The 14,885-nt window shown below is 72.8% G+C and carries 13 protein-coding genes and 1 pseudogene; 10 read left to right on the forward strand and 4 right to left on the reverse strand.

What is annotated here, in order from left to right:
- Nucleotides 1-77 precede the first annotated feature (77 nt).
- The 3 genes from ABT116_RS16365 to ABT116_RS16375 all read left to right on the forward strand — a co-directional run bounded on the left by ABT116_RS16365 (nucleotide 78) and on the right by ABT116_RS16375 (nucleotide 1,689).
- Nucleotides 78-458, forward strand: a complete 381-nt coding sequence (locus tag ABT116_RS16365; RefSeq protein WP_031134902.1) for a helix-turn-helix domain-containing protein — start codon at nucleotides 78-80, stop codon at nucleotides 456-458.
- Between the two features lie 234 nt (nucleotides 459-692).
- Nucleotides 693-1,163, forward strand: coding sequence for a Dps family protein (locus ABT116_RS16370; protein ID WP_351633363.1), 471 nt, complete (start codon nucleotides 693-695; stop codon nucleotides 1,161-1,163).
- Between the two features lie 244 nt (nucleotides 1,164-1,407).
- Nucleotides 1,408-1,689, forward strand: coding sequence for a hypothetical protein (locus tag ABT116_RS16375; protein WP_351633366.1), 282 nt, complete (start codon nucleotides 1,408-1,410; stop codon nucleotides 1,687-1,689).
- Nucleotides 1,690-1,713: 24 nt separating this feature from the next.
- On the opposite strand, the gene ABT116_RS16380 is transcribed toward ABT116_RS16375, so the two are convergent.
- From ABT116_RS16380 to ABT116_RS16390, 3 genes are read right to left on the reverse strand one after another with little or no spacing between them, the layout of a single operon-like run.
- On the reverse strand, nucleotides 1,714-2,478 hold the full coding sequence (locus ABT116_RS16380) for an SDR family NAD(P)-dependent oxidoreductase (protein WP_351633369.1): 765 nt from the start codon (nucleotides 2,476-2,478) through the stop codon (nucleotides 1,714-1,716).
- A gap of 32 nt (nucleotides 2,479-2,510) precedes the next feature.
- Nucleotides 2,511-3,332 carry an Fpg/Nei family DNA glycosylase gene (locus tag ABT116_RS16385; protein ID WP_351633372.1) on the reverse strand — a complete coding sequence of 274 codons (822 nt, stop codon included), beginning with the start codon at nucleotides 3,330-3,332 and terminating at the stop codon, nucleotides 2,511-2,513.
- 59 nt (nucleotides 3,333-3,391) lie between these two features.
- Nucleotides 3,392-8,308, reverse strand: coding sequence for an ATP-dependent helicase (locus tag ABT116_RS16390; protein ID WP_351633375.1), 4,917 nt, complete (start codon nucleotides 8,306-8,308; stop codon nucleotides 3,392-3,394).
- Nucleotides 8,309-8,464: 156 nt separating this feature from the next.
- Here ABT116_RS16390 and ABT116_RS16395 point away from each other — a divergent pair, with 156 nt between their 5' ends.
- The 3 genes from ABT116_RS16395 to ABT116_RS16405 are packed head-to-tail and all read left to right on the forward strand — an operon-like array spanning nucleotide 8,465 to nucleotide 10,349.
- Nucleotides 8,465-9,295: a helix-turn-helix transcriptional regulator gene (locus ABT116_RS16395; RefSeq protein ID WP_351633378.1), complete on the forward strand. Its 831-nt coding sequence runs from the start codon at nucleotides 8,465-8,467 to the stop codon at nucleotides 9,293-9,295.
- Between the two features lie 23 nt (nucleotides 9,296-9,318).
- Complete coding sequence (locus ABT116_RS16400) at nucleotides 9,319-10,041, forward strand: AzlC family ABC transporter permease (protein ID WP_351633380.1); 723 nt, start codon at nucleotides 9,319-9,321, stop codon at nucleotides 10,039-10,041.
- The gene (locus ABT116_RS16405) at nucleotides 10,038-10,349 is read left to right on the forward strand and encodes an AzlD domain-containing protein (protein WP_351633383.1); all 312 of its coding nucleotides are present in this window, start codon (nucleotides 10,038-10,040) and stop codon (nucleotides 10,347-10,349) included. Before ABT116_RS16400 ends, ABT116_RS16405 begins: the two co-directional genes overlap by 4 nt.
- Here the strand turns inward: ABT116_RS16405 and ABT116_RS16410 are convergent, their stop codons facing one another.
- Entirely contained in the window at nucleotides 10,350-11,294 is a 945-nt protein-coding gene (locus ABT116_RS16410; protein ID WP_351633386.1) for a hypothetical protein, read from the reverse strand.
- Nucleotides 11,295-11,374: 80 nt separating this feature from the next.
- Here ABT116_RS16410 and ABT116_RS16415 point away from each other — a divergent pair, with 80 nt between their 5' ends.
- The 4 genes and pseudogenes from ABT116_RS16415 to ABT116_RS16430 all read left to right on the forward strand — a co-directional run.
- On the forward strand, nucleotides 11,375-11,569 hold the full coding sequence (locus ABT116_RS16415) for a DUF3046 domain-containing protein (protein WP_351633388.1): 195 nt from the start codon (nucleotides 11,375-11,377) through the stop codon (nucleotides 11,567-11,569).
- A 189-nt stretch (nucleotides 11,570-11,758) separates the two neighbouring features.
- The gene (locus ABT116_RS16420; RefSeq protein WP_351633391.1) at nucleotides 11,759-13,030 is read left to right on the forward strand and encodes an AI-2E family transporter; all 1,272 of its coding nucleotides are present in this window, start codon (nucleotides 11,759-11,761) and stop codon (nucleotides 13,028-13,030) included.
- 340 nt (nucleotides 13,031-13,370) lie between these two features.
- Nucleotides 13,371-14,495, forward strand: coding sequence for a recombinase RecA (recA, locus tag ABT116_RS16425; protein ID WP_351633393.1), 1,125 nt, complete (start codon nucleotides 13,371-13,373; stop codon nucleotides 14,493-14,495).
- A gap of 3 nt (nucleotides 14,496-14,498) precedes the next feature.
- Nucleotides 14,499-14,885, forward strand: a pseudogene (locus ABT116_RS16430) (recombination regulator RecX); the annotation flags it as partial.

Raw genomic sequence — 14,885 nt, forward strand, 5'->3', positions numbered from 1 at the left:
CCCCGCACGGCCGCGGCGCAAGGCGGTACGGTGGGGCGTAATGGATGCGGCTACGCGGTCCGAGGAGGGAGCCACCGATGATTCTGCTCCGTCGCCTGCTGGGTGACGTGCTGCGTCGGCAGCGCCAGCGCCAGGGCCGTACTCTGCGCGAAGTCTCCTCGTCCGCCCGAGTCTCACTCGGCTATCTCTCCGAGGTGGAGCGGGGGCAGAAGGAGGCTTCCTCCGAGCTGCTCTCCGCGATCTGCGACGCGCTGGACGTACGGATGTCCGAACTCATGCGGGAAGTGAGCGACGAGCTCGCCCTCGCCGAGCTGGCCCAGTCTGCTGCGGCCACCCCCAGCGAGCCTGTACCCACGCCGGTTCGCTCGATGCTGGGTTCCGTCTCGGTGGCCGGTGTGCCACCGGAACGGGTGACCATCAAGGCGCCCGCCGAAGCGGTGGACGTCGTCGCCGCGTGAGGCTTCGCGCCTGCGCGGCATGAGGTGAACGGCGCCGATCAGGCGCTGAGACGTGGTGAGGCCCCGGCCGGGCCTCTCCGGGAGATCCGGAGAGGTGTCGCCCGGGGTTTTCGCTTGCGTAGGCCCGCGGAGCCGTCCCCCGTGTCTACTGTGTCTGATTTGTGTGCGTTTGCCGGTGTGGCGTGCGGCGGTCATCGTTGAGGGGAATGGCGGGGGCAGTCCTCGGAGGTGCGGATGTACGTCGTGAAGAGCCCGTTGTCGGACGCGAACCTGAAGACCGTGTCCGAGGCGCTGCAAGGTGCCCTCGTCGATCTGGTGGATCTCGCCCTCGTGGCGAAGCAGATCCACTGGAACGTGGTGGGGCCGCGCTTCCGTTCCGTGCACCTCCAGCTCGACGAGGTTGTCGACACCGCGCGGAAGTACTCCGACACCGTGGCCGAACGGGCCGCGGCCCTCGGCATCTCTCCCGACGGGCGTGCCGCGACGGTGGCCGTCGGCAGCGGGATCGGGGTGACACCCGAGGGTTGGGTCGACGACACGACCGCCGTGGGCGCGCTGGTCGAAGCGCTGGGAGCGGTGATCGCGCGGATGCGGGAGCGGGTCGAGACGACCGGCGAGCCGGATCCGGTGAGCCAGGACATCTTCATCGGGATCACGGCGGACCTGGAGAAGCATCACTGGATGTTCCAGGCCGAGAACGGGTGAGGGAAGCGGGCGCGGGAACGGGCGATAGGCCGGGCGGGCCAGGTGAGCCAGGCGGGTCTCGTGGGTCCCCCGGGACTGTTGCCGCCGCTCGGTTCGGAGCGCTGTGCGGCGCGGATGGTCTGCGCGTGCGCGGCCTGAGTGGCGTGCGCGGCCTGAAGGGGAAGAGCTGTGCCCCCGTGTGCCCGTGGTGCGCCCTGCCGACGGGTCCGGGCAGCGGCATAGCGTCGGGCCGGAGGTGGCGGCCGTGGCGGGGATAGCGAGCTGGGGGAGCGGGAGCTGGGGGGCTCGCGGGGCCGCGCTGGGGCTGGGGGCGCTGTGGTGGTGGGCCGTGCTCCGGCTGGTGGCCGTGCCCGAGGCGGGGGTGCTGGAGGCGGCGGTCGCGGCTGGGGGGTGGGGGCTGAGCGTGCTGCCCGTGCACTGCGTGCCCAAGCGGCAGGCGCGGGGGGCTGTGGGGGCGGGGCGGCTACGGAGGATCTGGAGGGCCGGGGGTGGGGGCTCGGCGGGGGTGAAGTCGGGGGAGGCGTAGGTGGGGATGATCGGCCGGCGCGTCTCACCATGGCATGGCCACGCCGCCGTTCGGGCGGAGGATCTGGCCCGTGGTGAAGGCCGAGGCGTCGGAGGCGAGGTGGAGGATCGCGTGGGCGATGTCCTCGGGCCGGCCCACACGGCCCAGGGGTGACATGCGGGCCATGACGGCCTCCGTGTGCGCCTGGGACGCGCTGTCGTGGCGGTCGGTCATCGGCGTACGGATCCAGCCCGGAGCAACCGCGTTGACGCGGATGCCGTGCCGGCCCAGCTCCGTCGCCAGGGTCTTCGTCAGCTGGACCACCGCCGCCTTGGCCGCGCCGTAGCAGAGCAGCCCGGGGCCGCCCGTGTCGACGGCACCCGAGGCCATCGTGACGATGCTGCCCCGGGTGCCGTGGGCGATCATCAGGCGGGCCGCCTCCTGGCAGGCGTACAGGACTCCCTTGAAGTTGACGTCGAGCACGCGGTCGAGGTCCTCGTCCCGGGTCTCCAGCACCGGGCTGCTGTGCATGATCCCGGCGACCGCGGCAAGGGCGTCCAGGCGCTCGCAGGAGGTGAGGGCCTGCTTCAGCCGGGGCCGGTCGGTGACGTCGAGAGTGTGGGTGCGGGCGGTCCCGCCGCTGTCCACGATCAGGGTCGCCGTCTCGCGCAGGCCCTCGGCGTCACGGTCGGCGCAGTGCACCGTCGCACCCGCCTCGGCGAGCAGGAACGCCGAGGCACGGCCGATGCCGCTCGCCGCGCCGGTGACGAAGACGGTGCGGCCGGTGAGGTCGTACGCCGTGACGGGCATACAGGGACCGTACGAGCGTTTCTGACGGGTCGTCAATCAGTGTGGCGGCGCCGGCTGGTGGCCGGGGCGGGCCCCGGTTGGCAGGTGGGGCACCAGTAGGTGGGGCGTTCGCGGGAGCCGTCGCCCTGGTCCGCGACGCGGATCGAGGTGCGGCACCGCAGGCAGGGTCGGGGGGCGCGGCCGTAGACGAAGAGGTCCTGGCCGCGGCGGCCCGTCGTGCTGCGGATCGGGCGGTCGCGGTTGGCCTCCAGCAGCTTCTTCGCGAGCGCGGGCAGCTTCTCGGCGCGGTCGGCGGGCAGGGCACCGGCAGGGAGCCAGGGGGTGACGCCGAGCAGGAAGCAGAGCTCGCTCTTGTAGACATTGCCGATGCCCGCGAGGTTGCGCTGGTCGAGCAGGGCCTCGCCGAGTTCGCGGGCGGGGTCGTCGAGGATGTTGGCGAGGGCCTGGTCGGGGTCCCAGTCCGGGCCGAGGAGGTCGGGGCCGAGATGGCCGACCGCGCGATGCTCGTCGGCCGTTCGCAGGAGCTCCAGGACGGGCAGGCGGTAGCCGACGGCTGTGCGGTCGGTGTTGCCGAGGATCGCGCGGATCTGATGGCCGGGACCGCCGCTCCAGCGCTGTCCGTTCCCGTACACCTTCCAGGAGCCGTCCATCCGCAGGTGGGAGTGGAGGGTCAGGCCGCCCTCGATGCGGGTGAGGAGGTGCTTGCCGCGCGCGGTGACGTCCAGGACAGCGCGGCCCGTGAGATCGGCCGTGGCGAAGCGGGGCACCCTGAGGTCGCTGCGGATCAGCACCTTGCCCGCGAGGGCGTCGTCCAACCGCCTCGCGGCCTGCCAGACCGTGTCACCTTCGGGCATGGGTCAAGGGTGGCACGAACGCCGCACGCTCGGCCCGGAGCGGCTGCGGGCGCCGGTCGTCATGCACGCAGGCGCAGTCCTCGGGGGGTCGCGATGAAACCCGCTCCTTCCAGGAGGGTGCCGATGGGGGACGTCAGGGCCTGAGCGCCGTTGACGCGCTCCACCGTGACCGTGCCGAGGGAACCCGCCCGGGCAGCCGCGGCGAGGGCCTCCGCGGCGCTGTGCAGCCGGGGGTCGTCGGCGGGATCGCCGTCCGGGTGGGCGGGCCAGGCCAGCAGGGTCTTGCCGCCGCGCTCCATGTAGAGCGTCAGCTCACCGTCGACCAGGACCACCAGGGAGCCCGCTTTACGACCCGGTTTGTGCCCGGCGCCGCTCGGGGGTTCTGGCCAGGGCAGGGCGGCGCCGTACGCGTTCGCCGGATCGGCGGCGGCGAGAACGACGGCCCGGGAAGCGCCGTCGGGGCGGGTACGGCGGCCCCCGAAGCCCTGGTCGTACGCGGTGCGACCGCCGTTCTGCCAGGGCGGGGCAGCCTGCTGGGCGTAGTCGCGTGGCGAGACCCACTCACCCGGGGACGGCTTCGGGATGTCGTACGAGGGGGGCTGGTCGAGGAAGCCGTCGGGCCCGGGGTCGTCGGTGTGGCCGAGGGAGGGGGCCGAGTCGTCCGGGGCGGCGAAGTCATGGGCGGGGAACGGGTCGGGTTCGAAGCCGGGGGGCGGACCGGGCAGGTCCGCGCCGCGGTCGCGGGCGTTCGACACCGCGCGCAGGCGGTCCACCGCGCCGTCCATCGCGAACTGCGCGGCGCCGAGGCCCTCCACCACATAGCCGCGGCGGGCCTGGCCGCTCTCCTCGAAGACGGACAGCACGCGGTACGTCGCGGAGAAGCCGCCCTCGACGCCCTCCGCCGAGACCGCGCCTCTGGTGACCACGCCGTGCCGGTCGAGGAGGGTGCGGGCGAGCGCGTGGGCCCGCACGGTGGGGTCCGGTTCGTGGGCCGGGAGCAGCGACCAGCGGCCGGCCACCGTCGGCGGGCCGGAGCGGGACGAGGTCCGGGCCGCGGCCGTCAGGGAACCGTAGCGGCCGCGCGGGACGGAGCGCTTGGCGCGGTGGGCCGTGGAGCCGGCGGTGCGGCCCGAGCCGAGCAGGGAGCGCATCGGGGTGAGTGTGTCGTTCGTCAGGCGGCCGGACCAGGCGAGGTCCCAGAGGGCGTCGGCCAGTTGGGGATCGCCGGCCTCGGGGTGGGTGGTGGCGCGGACCTGGTCGGCGATCTGGCGGAAGAACAGGCCGTAGCCGCCGGAGAGGGTGTCCAGGACGGACTGGTGCAGGGCGGTGAGCTCCAGGGGGTGCGGGGGCGGCAGGAGCAGGGGGGCCGCGTCCGCCAGATAGAGGGAGACCCAGCCGTCCTTGCCGGGGAGGGAGCCCGCCCCGGCCCAGACCACCTCTCCGGCCGCGGTCAGCTCGTCCAGCATCGCCGGGGTGTAGTTCACGACACGGGAGGGCAGCACCAGCTTCTCCAGGGCGGAGGCCGGCACGGACGCGCCCTGGACCTGCTCGATGGCCCGGACCAACCCGTCGATGCCGCGCAGGGAGTGCCCCTTGCCGATGTGCTGCCACTGGGGGAGGAACTGGGCCAGCGCGGCCGGTGGCACCGGCTCCAGCTCGTGCCGCAGGGCCGCCAGGGAACGGCGGCGCAGCCGGCGCAGCACGGCCGCGTCGCACCACTCCTGGCCGATCCCGGCCGGGTGGAACTCGCCCTGGACGACCCGGCCCGCCGCCGCGAGCCGCTGGAGGGCGCCCTCGGTGACGGCGACGCCCAGTCCGAAGCGCGCGGCGGCCGTGGCCGAGGTGAACGGGCCGTGGGTGCGGGCGTAGCGCGCGAGGAGGTCGCCGAGCGGATCCTTGACGGGCTCCGTGAAGGCTTCCGGGACGCCGACCGGCAGCGCTGTGCCCAGCGCGTCGCGCAGACGGCCCGCGTCCTCGATCGCCGCCCAGTGGTCCGCGCCCGCGATACGGACCCGGATGGCGCGGCGGGCACCGGCGAGCTCCTGCGCCCACTGCGGCTCCGCGCCCCGCTCGGCGAGCTCCGTGTCCGTGAGCGGGCCGAGCAGGCGCAGGAGGTCCGCGACGCCCTCGGCGTCCTTGACGCGGCGGTCCTCGGTGAGCCACTGCAGCTCCCGCTCCAGCTCGGTCAGCACCTCCGCGTCGAGCAGCTCGCGCAGCTCCGCCTGGCCCAGCAGCTCTGCCAGCAGCCGCGAGTCCAGCGACAGGGCGGCGGCACGGCGCTCGGCCAGCGGGGAATCACCCTCGTACAGGAACTGGGCGACGTAGCCGAAGAGGAGCGAGCGCGCGAAGGGGGAGGGTTCAGCGGTGGTGACCTCGACCAGGCGCACCTTGCGGGACTCCAGGTCGCCCATCAGCTCGACGAGACCGGGCACGTCGAAGACGTCCTGGAGGCACTCGCGTACCGCCTCCAGGACGATCGGGAACGAGCCGAACTCGCTCGCCACCTGCAGCAGCTGCGAGGCGCGCTGCCGCTGCTGCCACAGCGGGGTGCGCCTGCCCGGATTGCGGCGCGGCAGCAGCAGCGCGCGGGCGGCGCACTCGCGGAACCGGGAGGCGAACAGGGCCGAGCTGCCGACCTGGTCGGTGACGACCTGGTCGATTTCGCCCTTGTCGAAGACGACGTCCGCCGCACCCACCGGGGCCTGCTCGGCGTCGTACTCCCGGCCCATCGTGACCGGTTCCTGGTCCAGCAGGTCCAGGCCCATGAGGTCGGCGTCCGGCAGGCGCAGCACGATGCCGTCGTCGGCGTGCATGACCTGTGCGTCCATGCCGTACCGCTCGGAGAGCTTGGCGCCGAGCGCGAGCGCCCAGGGGGCGTGCACCTGGGCGCCGAAAGGGGAGTGCACGACCACGCGCCAGTCGCCGAGCTCGTCGCGGAAGCGCTCCACGACGATCGTCCGGTCGTCCGGGATGTGACCGCAGGCCTCACGTTGCTCGTCCAGGTACGACAGCACGTTGTCCGCCGCCCACGCGTCCAGTCCGGCGGCGAGAAGACGCAGGCGCGCGTCGTCCTCGGGCAGCGACCCGACCTCGCGCAGGAACGCGCCCACCGCCCGGCCGAGTTCCAGCGGGCGGCCCAGTTGGTCACCCTTCCAGAAGGGCAGCCGGCCCGGCACCCCCGGGGCGGGGGAGACCAGGACGCGGTCGCGGGTGATGTCCTCGATGCGCCAGGAGCTGGTGCCGAGGGTGAAGACGTCACCCACGCGGGACTCGTAGACCATCTCCTCGTCGAGTTCGCCGACCCGGCCGCCGCCCTTCTTGGGATCGGCGCCCGCGAGGAAGACGCCGAAGAGACCGCGGTCGGGGATCGTGCCGCCGGAGGTGACGGCGAGGCGCTGCGCACCGGGGCGGCCGGTGATCTCGCCGGTGACCCGGTCCCACACCACGCGCGGGCGCAGCTCCGCGAACGCGTCCGACGGGTAGCGGCCCGCCAGCATGTCGAGGACCGCCGTGAAGGCCGACTCGGGAAGCGAGGCGAAGGGGGCGGCCCGGCGGACGGCGGCGAGGAGGTCGTCGAACTGCCAGGTGTCCAGGGCCGTCATGGCGACCACCTGCTGGGCGAGGACGTCCAGGGGATTGGCCGGGACCTTGAGGGACTCGATGGAGCCGGTGCGCATGCGCTCGGTGACCACCGCTGCCTGCACGAGGTCGCCACGGTACTTGGGGAAGACCACACCGGTGGAGACCGCGCCCACCTGGTGCCCCGCCCGGCCGACCCGTTGCAGGCCGGAAGCGACGGAGGGCGGCGACTCCACCTGCACGACGAGGTCCACCGCACCCATGTCGATGCCCAGTTCGAGACTGGACGTGGCCACGACCGCGGGCAGGCGGCCCGCCTTGAGGTCCTCCTCGACCAGGGCGCGCTGCTCCTTGGACACCGAGCCGTGGTGGGCGCGGGCGATGACCTGGGGGGCGCCCTGGGCCGCTCCCGAGCCGCCCATGAGCTCGGCGGGGGAGTGGTGCTCGTCGAGGGTCTCGCCCGTGGCCCGCTCGTACGCGATCTCGTTCAGCCGGTTGCACAGGCGCTCCGCGAGGCGGCGGGAGTTGGCGAAGACGATCGTGGAGCGGTGGGACTGGACGAGGTCGGCGATCCGCTCCTCCACGTGCGGCCAGATGGACGGCCGCTCGGCGCCTTCCTGGCCGTCCGCCACCGGGGAGCCGCCCAGCTCGCCGAGATCCTCGACCGGGACGACCACGGACAGGTCGAACTCCTTGCCCGACTCCGGCTGGACGATCTCCACCTTGCGGCGGGGCGAGAGGAAACGGGCCACCTCGTCCACCGGGCGGACCGTCGCGGAGAGGCCGATGCGGCGTGCGGGCTTCGGGAGGAGGTCGTCCAGCCGCTCCAGGGAGAGCGCGAGATGGGCGCCGCGCTTGGTGCCGGCGACCGCGTGCACCTCGTCGAGGATCACCGTCTCCACGCCCGCCAGTGCGTCGCGCGTGGCCGACGTCAGCATCAGGAACAGCGATTCCGGGGTCGTGATCAGGATGTCCGGCGGACGGGTCGACAGGGCGCGGCGCTCGGCGGCGGGGGTGTCACCCGAGCGGATGCCCACCTTGACCTCGGGTTCGGGCAGGCCGAGGCGTACCGACTCCTGCCGGATGCCGGTCAGCGGGCTGCGCAGGTTGCGCTCGACGTCCACCGCCAGCGCCTTCAGCGGGGAGACGTACAGGACGCGGCAGCGCTTCTTGGGGTCGGCGGGGGGAGGCGCCGAGGCCAGCTGGTCCAGGGCCGCCAGGAATGCGGCCAGGGTCTTGCCGGAGCCGGTGGGGGCGACGACCAGCACGTCCGAGCCTTCGTGGATGGCCTGCCACGCACCGGCCTGGGCCGAGGTGGGCGCGGAGAAGGCACCCGTGAACCAGGCTCGGGTCGCGGGGGAGAAGCCGTCCAGGGCTCGCTGCGCATTGCTGGGCATGCGTCCATCGTGCACCTCGGCACTGACAACGGGGCCTCGACGCCTCCTGGCCTGCCGTTTCGCCGCGAGCGCGGCCCCCGCAGGGGCGAGGGGGGTGCGCCGGGGCGACGGGGGTGCGCCGGGGGCCCATTGTGCACGGCTGCGGACAATGGGCGTATGGACGAGTGCGCACGGCACTGGCAGTACGACGAGCTGCCCGGAGTCGATCTGCTGTGGGCCCGGTACGTGCACAAGACGTTCGTGCGGCACACGCACGAGAACTTCGTGATCGCCGCCATCGCCGACGGCGTGGAGGTGTTCCACCACGGCGGGGGCGACCAGTACGCGGGAGCCGGGGCGCTCGCACTGGTGAATCCCGATACACCGCACACCGGACGGGCCGGGGTGCCCGAAGGGTGGCGGTACGGGGCCGTGTACCCGCCGGCCGACGTGCTCGCCGAGATCGCGGCCGAGACGACGGGGCTGCGCGGGACACCGGGGTTCGTCAGCCCGGTGGTGGACGACCCCTACGCCGCAGGGCTGGTGCACCAGGTGCTGCGGGCCGCCGACGAGGGCAACGCGCTGGCCGCGGACACACTGCTGCGGGTCGCCGTGACCAGGTTGCTGCGGTTGAACGGCGGGCCCCTGCCACGGCGGGAGGTGCGGACGGCGGGAGCCCGGATCGCGGCACGCGCGCGTGGTGTGCTGGAGGAACGGATGGCACGCCCTCCGACCCTGGAGCGGCTGGCGGCCGACCTCGGGACCAGCCCGTTCGCCCTGCTGCGGGCCTTCCGGAACGCCTACGGGATGCCGCCCCACGCGTGGCTCACGGACGCGCGCGTACGGCGGGCGCGGTGGCTGCTGGACACGGGGGCGGCCCCCTCCGAGGCGGCCGTGGCCGTCGGGTTCACCGACCAGCCGCACCTCAACCGGCACTTCAGCCGGATGGTCGGCGTGCCTCCCGGGGCCTACCAGCGGGAGCGCAAGAACGTACAAGACCTCGGGTAACCGCTGCCCGTAGCGTGTAAGGCGTGGCAGATCGGACAACATTCGAAGACACAGACATCGGTGGGAAGGCGGACCGGGCCGTCGTACGCGACGCCCTGGGGGTCGGGGTGGCCGTCGGACTGTCCGGCTTCGCCTTCGGCGTGACATCGGCCGGCAGCGGACTCAGCCTGCTGCAGACGTGCGCGCTCAGTCTTCTGGTGTTCACCGGGGCGTCGCAGTTCGCCCTCGTGGGGGCCCTCGCGGCCGGGGGCAGCCCGTTCACGGCGGCCGCCGGTGCCTTTTTCCTGGGCGTGCGGAACGCCTTCTACGGCTTGCGTCTGTCGCAATTGCTGGCCCTTCCGCGCGCGGTGCGGCCGTTCGCCGCCCAGTGGGTGATCGACGAGACGGCCGCCGTCGCGCTCGCCCAGCCCACCCGGCGTGCCGCGCGGCTCGGGTTCGTCGTGACCGGACTGAGCCTCTACCTCCTGTGGAACCTCACCACGCTGCTCGGTGCCCTGGGCGCCGAGGCGATCGGCGACACCGACGCGTGGGGCCTGGACGCCGCCGGACCCGCGGTGTTCCTGGCGCTGCTCGCACCGATGCTGAAGACCGGTACCGAGCGGGCCGTGGCCGGGCTCGCCGTGCTGCTGGGGCTGGGACTGCTGCCGGTGCTGCCCGCCGGAGTGCCGGTGCTGCTGGCCGCGCTGGCGGCGCCGGTGGTGCTGTGGGCGGACGGCCGGCGCAAGGGGCAGGGGGACGCGCGGTGAACGTCTGGATCGCGATCGGGGTGACCGCCCTCGGGTGCTACGCCGTCAAGCTGGCGGGCCTCCTCGTGCCCGCGGGGGCGCTGGAGCGGCCCCTGGTCAAGCGTCTGGCCGCCCTGCTGCCCGTCGCGCTGCTGGCGGCCCTCACCGCCCAGCAGACCTTCGCCGACGGGCAGACGCTGGTGCTGGACGCGAGGGCCGCCGGACTCGCCGCCGCCGCTGTGGCGCTGGTGCTGCGTGCCCCGTTCCTCCTCGTCGTCGCCGCGGCCGTGCTGGTGACCGCGGGGGTGCGGGCCATGGGGGCGGGATGATCAGTCGACGACGCGGCCGTACGCGCTGAGCACGCGCAGGGCCTCGATCGTCACGAGCGGGCGCGCCTCCAGGGCGGGGGCCGGGGCCCAGTGGCGCCACCGGACGGGCCAGCCGCCGTCCTCCTGCTGCTGCGCCGCGAGGTGGTCCAGGGACCGGGCCATCTCGTCGTCGGTGAACCACGCGCGCGCGAGCGAGCGCGGGGTCCGCGCGTAGTCGTACGGGAAATGGTGCTCTCCCGGGGCGTAGCCGGGTGAGACCGGGTAGGCGTCCAGGTCGTCGGGGTCCAGGGCCGCGAGGCGCTGCTTGCGGACCAGGCGGCCGAGACGGTCGGCGGCCGCCTGCGCGCGCGGGCGGTCCGGGGCGGAGTCCAGGAAGACCACGGCGGCCTCGATCTCGTACGGGTGCGACGTCTCCAGGGACTCGACCGCCCGCCAGCAGAAGTCCGTGGCCCGGAAGAGCCAGGCGTGCCACACCTCGTTGCGGTGCAGCAGGCCCACCACCGGCCCGGTGGCCAGCAGGTCGCTGGGCGGGGCGTCCACCACCGTCACGAAGGGGGCCGTGGGGTAACCGCGCTGGCTGGGATGGATCGCCGGGAGGGCGCCGTCCGCGGTCGAGACGGACGTCAGGTAGCGGCAGATGCGTTCCACCCGCTGACCGGCGCAACGTCCGACCGCGTCCAGGACACGCAGCGCGTGCGCGGTGTGCAGCGGCTGGCTGACCGGGCCGCGCAGATCGGGCTCCAGCGCGTGGCCGTACCCGCCGTCCTCGTTGCGGTAGGCGTCCAGGGCGGTCTCCACCGGATCCGCGGCGGCGCCCCGGAAGTGGTGGGCGAAGCGGTGCTGCTCGAGCACGCGCGCGGTGAGCCAGACGAAACGCTCCGCGCGCGTGACGGGGCTGTGCGGCGGGGGCGTCGGGGGGAGTTCGGTAGCTCCTGTTTCGGCCATGGGTCAGACCGTAGGGCGCGAAGCGGCACCGGCAGGCGGTCCCGGCTCAGGCCCACCCCCAGGGGCGGGATACTGGAGTCATGCGGTTGACGGTCTTCTGGCAGCGAATGGCGGAGCACTTCGGTCCTGGCTACGCCGAAACCTTCGCGCGCGACCACGTGATGTCCGAGCTCGGCGGGCGCACGGTGCACGAGGCGCTGGCGGCCGGCTGGGACGCCAAGGACGTCTGGCAGGTGGTCTGCTCGGTGATGGACGTGCCCCGGGAGAGGCGCTGACCTTCGCCGGTGGGCCTCATGGACCGTCGGCCGGCGACGTCGGCCGGCCTCCCAGACCACCGGCCGGGCCGATCGGCCGGTCCAGGGGAGCACCCGCCGGGCCGGCCGGCCCGCCCCGGATGCCGCTGACCGGTCACGAAGATCGCAGCCGGGCAGACGGCTGTCGGTGGCGTGGGCGAGACTTGGACCGTGGCACCCACTGACGAGACCGGGCAGGCAGCCCAGCAGTCCTCACCTTCCGGTACGACGCCGCCTGTCCGGCCCCCGGTCGGCGGGGCCGGGGCGAACGGCCGCATGCCGCGCTGGCTGCCCCGCGCCATGGTGCTCGCGCTCGCCCTCGTCGCGGTGTTCCAGTTGGGCAGCTGGGCCTTCCACCAGCTCACCGGTCTGCTGGTCAACATCCTCATCGCGTTCTTCCTGGCGCTCGCCATAGAGCCCGCGGTGAGCTGGATGGCCTCGCGCGGCATGCGCAGAGGGCTCGCCACGTTCATCGTCTTCATCGGCGTGATGATCGTGTCGGCAGGGTTCGTCACCCTGCTCGGTTCCGTCCTCGCGGACCAGATCATCAAGCTGATCGAGGGCTTCCCCGAGTACCTCGACTCCGTCATCAACTGGATCAACACGCACTTCAGGACCGACCTGAAGCGCGTCGACATCCAGGAGGGTTTGCTCCGCTCCGACTGGCTGCGCAACTACGTCCAGAACAGCGCCACCGGCGTCCTGGACGTGTCGGCCCAGGTCATCGGCGGCCTCTTCCAGCTGCTCACGATCGCCCTGTTCTCGTTCTACTTCGCCGCGGACGGTCCGCGACTGCGTCGCACGATCTGCTCGGTCCTGCCGCCCGCCCGCCAGGCGGAGGTGCTGCGCGCGTGGGAGATCGCCGTGAACAAGACCGGCGGCTACATCTACTCCCGCGGCCTGATGGCGCTGATCTCCGGCGTGGCGCACTTCGTCCTGCTCCAGGCCCTGGACGTGCCCTACGCACCCGTGCTCGCCGTGTGGGTGGGTCTGGTGTCGCAGTTCATCCCCACCATCGGCACGTACCTGGCGGGCGCCCTGCCCATGCTGATCGCATTCACGGTGGATCCCTGGTACGCGCTGTGGGTGCTGGTCTTCGTCGTGATCTACCAGCAGTTCGAGAACTACGTCCTGCAGCCCAAGCTGACCTCCAAGACCGTCGACATCCACCCCGCCGTCGCCTTCGGCTCGGTCATCGCCGGCACCGCCCTCCTCGGCGCCGTCGGCGCGCTGATCGCCATCCCCGCCATCGCCACGCTCCAGGCTTTCCTCGGGGCGTACGTGAAGCGCTACGACGTCACGGACGACCCCCGGGTGCACGGTCACCGGCGACGGGGAGAGGGTCCTGGCCTGTTCGCACGGGTGAGGGGACTGTGGGAACGGCGCCGCGAGGCGGAGCGGCCGGAGGGTCGGGGGCCCGGGCAGAACTCGAACTCGTCCTGACCTTGCCACCGGCGATCTGATCAGGTCGCCGGCGCTCGGGCGGCAGCCTGCCGAGGCATGGGGCCGGCCCTCGGGGGAAGGCCGGACGGCAGGTGCCGGGACACGAACGGACTGCATCGGCCCGGTTCCGGATGTGCCGCGTGGTGCGCTTGACACCAAAATCGAACATCCATTCTCATGGAGGCACCGGCGAGGCTCAACGAAGGGCATTTCGACCTACTTCGAGTAGAGAAATGCCCGAGTTATCCACAGGCCGGACGTGCGTCGGGGCGCGTTGTCAGTGGCAGGCGTTAGCGTCTTTGACGTGAAGCGATCGACTCAAGCAAATCGGGTGGAACCCATGGCAGGAACCGACCGCGAGAAGGCCCTGGATGCCGCTCTCGCACAGATTGAACGGCAATTCGGCAAGGGCGCGGTCATGCGCATGGGTGACCGGACCAACGAGCCCATCGAGGTCATCTCGACCGGGTCCACCGCCCTGGACGTGGCCCTCGGCGTGGGCGGCCTGCCCCGCGGCCGTGTCGTCGAGATCTACGGACCGGAATCCTCCGGTAAGACCACCCTGACCCTGCACGCGGTGGCGAATGCGCAGAAGGCCGGAGGCCAGGTCGCCTTCGTCGACGCGGAGCACGCACTCGACCCCGAGTATGCGAAGAAGCTCGGCGTCGACATCGACAACCTCATCCTCTCCCAGCCGGACAACGGCGAGCAGGCCCTGGAGATCGTGGACATGCTGGTCCGCTCCGGCGCCCTCGACCTCATCGTCATCGACTCCGTCGCCGCGCTCGTCCCGCGCGCGGAGATCGAGGGCGAGATGGGCGACAGCCACGTCGGTCTGCAGGCCCGCCTGATGAGCCAGGCCCTGCGGAAGATCACCAGCGCGCTCAACCAGTCCAAGACCACCGCCATCTTCATCAACCAGCTCCGCGAGAAGATCGGCGTGATGTTCGGCTCCCCCGAGACCACGACCGGTGGCCGGGCGCTGAAGTTCTACGCCTCGGTGCGCATCGACATCCGCCGCATCGAGACCCTGAAGGACGGCACCGAGGCGGTCGGCAACCGCACCCGCTGCAAGGTCGTCAAGAACAAGGTCGCGCCGCCCTTCAAGCAGGCCGAGTTCGACATCCTCTACGGCCAGGGCATCAGCCGCGAGGGCGGTCTGATCGACATGGGCGTGGAGCACGGCTTCGTCCGCAAGGCCGGCGCCTGGTACACGTACGAGGGCGACCAGCTCGGCCAGGGCAAGGAGAACGCGCGCAACTTCCTCAAGGACAACCCCGACCTGGCCAACGAGATCGAGAAGAAGATCAAGGAGAAGCTGGGCGTCGGCGTGCGCCCCGAGGAGCCGGCCGCCGAGCCGGGTACGGACGCCGCGGCCTCCGCACCGGCCGACGCGGCACCGGCTGTCCCGGCTCCGGCACCGGCCAAGACCGCCAAGTCCAAGGCCGCCGCAGCCAAGAGCTGACCTGTGACACGGCGAACCGACTGGGCGGAGTACGAGTACGCCGCCTCCGGTGCCCCACGGGGGAGGGGCACCGGAGGCGAGACGGGCTCGGCCGTGGAAGAGGCGGACGGCTTTGGGGACACCCCATTCGAGGGCGACCCTGAGTGCGACCTGCTGTACGGAGACGGGGACGACACCGGGCCGCACGGGGGCGGCTCACCCAGGGGCGGCTCGCGTGACGGCGGGCCGCGCGGCAGGCGCGGTCGTCGGCGTGGCTTCGGTGAGGCGGCGGCCGATACCGAGGACGGAGGTGCCCTCTCCTCGTCGAGGGCCGAGCAGGAGGCGCCTCCGGGGGACCCGGTCGAGCGGGCTCGGGCGATCTGCCTGCGCCTGCTCACCGGGACCCCACGG

Source organism: Streptomyces sp. NPDC002130 (genome assembly GCF_040296465.1).
Lineage (GTDB): Bacteria > Actinomycetota > Actinomycetes > Streptomycetales > Streptomycetaceae > Streptomyces.

Coding starts and splice junctions, on each gene's coding strand:
- ABT116_RS16415 (WP_351633388.1), top strand. CDS start 11,375: ATGCGGTTGACGGTCTTCTGGCAGCGAATGGCGGAGCACTTCGGTCCT.
- ABT116_RS16365 (WP_031134902.1), top strand. CDS start 78: ATGATTCTGCTCCGTCGCCTGCTGGGTGACGTGCTGCGTCGGCAGCGC.
- ABT116_RS16385 (WP_351633372.1), bottom strand. CDS start 3,332: ATGCCCGAAGGTGACACGGTCTGGCAGGCCGCGAGGCGGTTGGACGAC.
- ABT116_RS16380 (WP_351633369.1), bottom strand. CDS start 2,478: ATGCCCGTCACGGCGTACGACCTCACCGGCCGCACCGTCTTCGTCACC.
- ABT116_RS16390 (WP_351633375.1), bottom strand. CDS start 8,308: ATGCCCAGCAATGCGCAGCGAGCCCTGGACGGCTTCTCCCCCGCGACC.
- recA (WP_351633393.1), top strand. CDS start 13,371: ATGGCAGGAACCGACCGCGAGAAGGCCCTGGATGCCGCTCTCGCACAG.
- ABT116_RS16410 (WP_351633386.1), bottom strand. CDS start 11,294: ATGGCCGAAACAGGAGCTACCGAACTCCCCCCGACGCCCCCGCCGCAC.
- ABT116_RS16370 (WP_351633363.1), top strand. CDS start 693: ATGTACGTCGTGAAGAGCCCGTTGTCGGACGCGAACCTGAAGACCGTG.
- ABT116_RS16395 (WP_351633378.1), top strand. CDS start 8,465: ATGGACGAGTGCGCACGGCACTGGCAGTACGACGAGCTGCCCGGAGTC.